The sequence below is a fragment of the Brevundimonas diminuta ATCC 11568 genome, from assembly GCF_000204035.1.
Lineage (GTDB): Bacteria > Pseudomonadota > Alphaproteobacteria > Caulobacterales > Caulobacteraceae > Brevundimonas > Brevundimonas diminuta.
The window spans coordinates 2272472-2277057 of sequence record NZ_GL883086.1; the positions used below are offsets into that span (position 1 = coordinate 2272472).

At 69.4% G+C, this 4586-nt stretch carries 5 protein-coding genes; 2 read left to right on the plus strand and 3 right to left on the minus strand.

Features of this window, described 5'->3' with window-relative positions; all coding sequences use genetic code 11:
* The 3 genes from BDIM_RS14940 to gpmA all read right to left on the minus strand — a co-directional run.
* Positions 1-1001 (minus strand): pentapeptide repeat-containing protein (locus tag BDIM_RS14940; RefSeq protein WP_040347177.1); only part of this gene is annotated, 1001 nt, incomplete at its 3' end.
* Between the two features lie 85 nt (positions 1002-1086).
* Positions 1087-1716: a bifunctional diaminohydroxyphosphoribosylaminopyrimidine deaminase/5-amino-6-(5-phosphoribosylamino)uracil reductase RibD gene (locus BDIM_RS14945; protein ID WP_003166420.1), complete on the minus strand. Its 630-nt coding sequence runs from the start codon at positions 1714-1716 to the stop codon at positions 1087-1089.
* Positions 1713-2426: a 2,3-diphosphoglycerate-dependent phosphoglycerate mutase gene (gene gpmA / locus BDIM_RS14950; RefSeq protein ID WP_040347179.1), complete on the minus strand. Its 714-nt coding sequence runs from the start codon at positions 2424-2426 to the stop codon at positions 1713-1715. Before gpmA ends, BDIM_RS14945 begins: the two co-directional genes overlap by 4 nt.
* Positions 2427-2635: 209 nt before the next feature.
* On the opposite strand from gpmA, the gene BDIM_RS14955 reads away from it, so the two are divergent.
* Entirely contained in the window at positions 2636-4135 is a 1500-nt protein-coding gene (locus tag BDIM_RS14955) for a phosphomannomutase/phosphoglucomutase (protein ID WP_003166421.1), read from the plus strand.
* A 44-nt stretch (positions 4136-4179) separates the two neighbouring features.
* Positions 4180-4586: FAD/NAD(P)-binding protein (locus tag BDIM_RS14960; protein ID WP_155818749.1), on the plus strand; the 407-nt coding region annotated here is incomplete at its 3' end.

Below are 4586 nucleotides of genomic sequence, written 5' to 3' on the forward strand. Positions count from 1 at the left end.
AGCCGCGCGCCGCGCAGGTCGGCCCGGCGCAGATTGGCCGAGCGCAGGTCCGCACCCTCCAGTTGCGCGCCCTGAAGCTGCACCCCCTCCATGTCCAGGCCGTAGAAGACCGCCCCCTTGGCCGACAGCGCCGTCAGGTTCAGCCCGCGAATAGAAACCAGCGGCCGCAGGTCGACCCCGTCGAACACCGAGGGCTGGCCCTCAGCCCCGCCCGTCTCGCACCATTGGGCGTGGTCGCGCAGCATCTCGGCGGCGGGCATCTGGCTGACCGGCTCGCCCGCCGGGCGGTTGTCGACCAGGGCGCCGTCCATATTGGCCCCGTCCGTCCGCCACATGGCGGCCTTGACCCCCACCAGGATGGCGTCGCTGAGGTCCGCCCCCGACAGGTCGGCGCCCGACAGGTCCGCCCCGGCCAGGTCGGCGCCGCGGAAGCTGGCCTGCTTCAGATTGGCCCGGACCAGCTTGCAGTCCTTCATGATGGCGTCGGTGAAATCGGCGGCCACGGCGACGACGCCGGTCATGCGCGAGCGTTGCAGATTGGCGCCCGCCAGCACGGCGCCCTGCGCCTGGGTGTCGGCGCGCTTGCGCGCCTCGACGACGCGGAAGCCCAGCTTGGCGTCCTTGGCGGCGATGGTGCCTTCGCGCAGGTCGGCCTCGAACAGGTCGGCCCCCGACAGGTCCGCGCCGCGCAGGCAGGCCCCGCGCAGATCGGCCCGGCGCATGCTGGCGTCGACCAGGGTCACGTCCTGCATGTCCGCGCCGAAGAAGTTGGCGTTGTCCAGCTTGGCGCCCGTCAGGTCGCAGCCGATCAGGCAGGCGGCGGTGAAGTCGGCGTCGGCCAGATTGCGGCCGCGCAAGGACACGCCCGACAGGTCCATCCAGGCGAAGACCGCGCGCGCCCCGCCCGGCCGCGCCTGCCACAGGCGGTCGTGCTTCAGGCAGACGGCGTCGACCTCTTCCTGGGTCAGCGTTCTGCGGACAGGTTCTGCGGCCTCGCTCATGACGCCGATCATGGCTTACGGCGGATTAAGGAAGCTTTGCGGAAACAACCGTTTTCGCGGCGTTTCCGCTCGCCGGAGCCTCGCCCTACTCCGTCAGCAGACCTTGCTCGCGCAGGGCCTCGGCCAGCTCGCCTTCCTGGGTCCACAGGCGGGTGTAGCCCGCTTCGCCCAGCCGGTTCAGCTCGGTCGTCAGATCGGCGCGCGGCGAAGCGGCGAAACGGCCGTCGAAACCCGCCCCGTCGATACTGACGCGCACCATCGGGCGACCCGTCTCCAGCCGGTGCAGGAAGCCTTCGCTCAGCACCGAGGCCTCTTCGCACAATAGGCCCGTCTCGACCGTCAGGCCCGAATGGCGCAGCCGCTCCGTGCCCCGACCCGAAGCGAAGGGCGAGGGATCAAGCGCGGCGATCACCACCCGCTCGACCCCGGCCTCGGCCAGGAAGTGGGCGCAGGACTTGCGGCCCGACGAGCGGGCGCCGCACGGCTCCAGCGTCACATAGGCGGTCGCGCCCTTCACGGCCTCGCCCGCCTCGGGCACGGCCTGCTCCTCGGCGTGCGGGCGTCCGCCGGGCGCCGTGGCGGCCTCGGCCAGCACGACCCCGTCCTTGACCAGGACGCAGCCGACCGCCGGATTGGGCCAGGTCTCGCCCATGCGGCTGAGGGCCAGATCAATGGCCCGCCGCATGAAGACGGCGTCTTGCGCCGGCCCGCTCACGCGATTTGCGGCAGGGCCTGCGCCCGCCCCTCGTCCAGATAGCGGGCGGCGACCGGCTTCAGGTCGGCGTCCAGGTCGATCTCCAGCGGGTTGCCGGTGGGGATCTCGACGTCGACGATCTTGTCGTCCGGCACGGCGAACAACAGTTTGACGATGGCGCGCAGGGAGTTGCCGTGGGCGGCGATCAGCACGTCCTCGCCCGCCTTCAGGCGCGGGGCGATCTCGGCGTCCCAATAGGGCTGCACCCGGTCCAGCGTGGTCTTCAGGCTCTCGGTGTCCGGGATTTCCTTGCCGGCGTAGCGAGGATCCGCGTCGAAATCGAACTCGCCGCCCGGCGCCAGCGGCGGCGGCGGCACGTCATAGCTGCGGCGCCAGACCTTGACCTGGTCCTCGCCGTGCTTGGCCGCCGTCTCGGCCTTGTCCAGCCCGGTCAGGCCGCCGTAGTGGCGCTCGTTCAGGCGCCAGTCCTCGATCACCGGCACATCCTTCAGTCCAGCCGAATCCAGCGCCAGGGCGCCGGTGCGCTTGGCCCGCTTCAGCACCGAGGTGAACATGACCGCAGGCTTGAAACCCGCCTCGGCGATCAGCTCGCCGCCGCGCCGGGCCTGGGCCTCGCCCTCGGCCGTCAGGTCGACGTCGACCCAGCCGGTGAAGCGGTTTTCCAGGTTCCATTGGCTCTGGCCGTGGCGCAGCAGGATCAGGCGGGTCATCAGGGTCTCCGGGAGCATCCGTATCTGGGTTTCTCGCTAGGCCCCCGACGCGGGGGCGGTCAAGGTTTCGCCGCACGTCAGAGAATACAGCCGCCTCGACCGCAGCCATAACAAGGGTCGCGCGTTGTGGCCTCTCGAGCAGGGGGAGGCTATAGGCCGAGGTCGCACTGCGATCCCCGCTCTCCCCAGCGGCCCATCTAGGAAGACTTATGCAAAAGCCCCGTCAGGACATCCGCCCCAACACCGCGGAATATGAAACCCTGCCCCTGGTCAAGCCGACCGGCTTTCGCGAGTACGACGCCCGCTGGATTCTGGAAAAAGAAATCAACCTGCTGGGCATCCAGGCCCTGGGCCTTGGCCTGGCAACCTATGTCCACGAGATCGGCCAGACGCCGAAGATCGCCGTGGGCCACGACTTCCGCGGCTATTCCCTGTCGGTGAAGCAGGCGCTGATCCTGGGCCTTCTGGAAGGCGGCATGGAGGTGCTGGATATCGGCCTGGCCCTGTCGCCGATGGCCTATTACGCCCAGTTCGCGCTGGACTGCCCCTGCGTCGCCATGGTCACGGCCAGCCACAATGAGAACGGCTGGACCGGCGTGAAGATGGGCGCCCAGGCCCCCCTGACCTTCGGTCCCGACGAAATGGGCCGCCTGAAAGAGATCGTCCTGAACGGTCAGGGCGTGGCCCGCCCCGGCGGCCGTCTGGAACGCGTCGAGGGCTTCCGCGAGACCTACATCAAGGACGTGGCCTCCAAGGTGAAGCTGTCCCGTCCGCTGAAGGTCGTGGCCGCCTGCGGCAACGGCACGGCCGGCGCCTTCGCGCCCGAGGTTCTGCGCCTGATGGGCGCCGAAGTGATCGAGATGGACACCGACCTCGACTACACCTTCCCCAAATACAATCCGAACCCGGAAGATCACGCCATGCTGGTGCAGATGGCGGCCAAGGTGAAGGAAACGGGCGCCGACCTGGCCCTGGGCTTCGACGGCGACGGCGACCGCTGCGGCGTGGTCGACGACACGGGCGAGGAGATCTTCGCCGACAAGATCGGCCTGATGCTGGCCCGCGACCTTTCGGCCCTCCATCCGAACGCCACCTTCGTCGTCGATGTGAAGTCGACCGGCCTCTACAAGACCGACGAGGTGCTCAAGGCCAACGGCGCGACCACGGTCTACTGGAAGACCGGCCACTCCTACATCAAGCGCAAGACCGCCGAACTGGGCGCCCTGGCCGGGTTCGAGAAGTCGGGCCACTTCTTCCTGTCGGGCGACCTGGGCCACGGCTATGACGACGGTCTGGTGGCGGCGGGCGCGGTGCTGGCCATGCTGGACCGCAACCCCGGCAAGTCGCTGTCGGAACTGAAGTCCGCCCTGCCCGACGCCTGGACCAGCCTGACCATGTCGCCGCACTGCGACGACGAGCTGAAGTACGACGTCCTGGCGAAGATCGTGAAGGAATACGAGGAGCTGGCGGCGTCCGGCGGTTCGATCCTGGGCCGCAAGATCGTCGAGGCCATCACCGTCAACGGCGTGCGCGTCCACCTGGAGGACGGCTCCTGGGTGCTGGTCCGCGCCTCCTCCAACAAGCCCGAACTGGTCGTGGTCGTCGAAAGCATGCGCTCAGCCGACGACATGCGCGACCTGTTCCGCAAGGAAGTGAAGCCGCGCCTGGCCGCCCACCCGGAAATCGGCGCCTTCAACCAGGAAATCTGATTCCGGTTTGACCGGCGGCGGCGTCGTGGACGATGCTTGATTCCATGAACGACGCCGCCGCCTCCCTCCCCGTGGTCATCGTCGGCGGCGGGTTCTCCGGCGCCATGCTGGCCGTGCGCCTGGCCGAACTGGGCCAAGCCTCGGTCCTGATCGAGCGCAGCGAACAGGTCGGCCTCGGCGTCGCCTATTCCACGCCGCTGGACGACCACCGGCTGAACGTCCGCGCCGAGCGGATGAGCGCCCGCCCCGACCGGCCCGCCGACTTCACCGACTGGTTGGCGCTCCACGCCCCCGCCTTCGCCGATCCGAACGGCTTCGCCCCGCGCCGCCTCTACGGCCTCTATGTGCAGGCCCGCCTGGCCGAGGCCGAGGCCGCCCGTCCCGGCCTGATCCGTCGTGTGAAGGGCGAGGGCGTCCGCATCGAAGGCGAGACCGTCCTCCTCGCCGACGG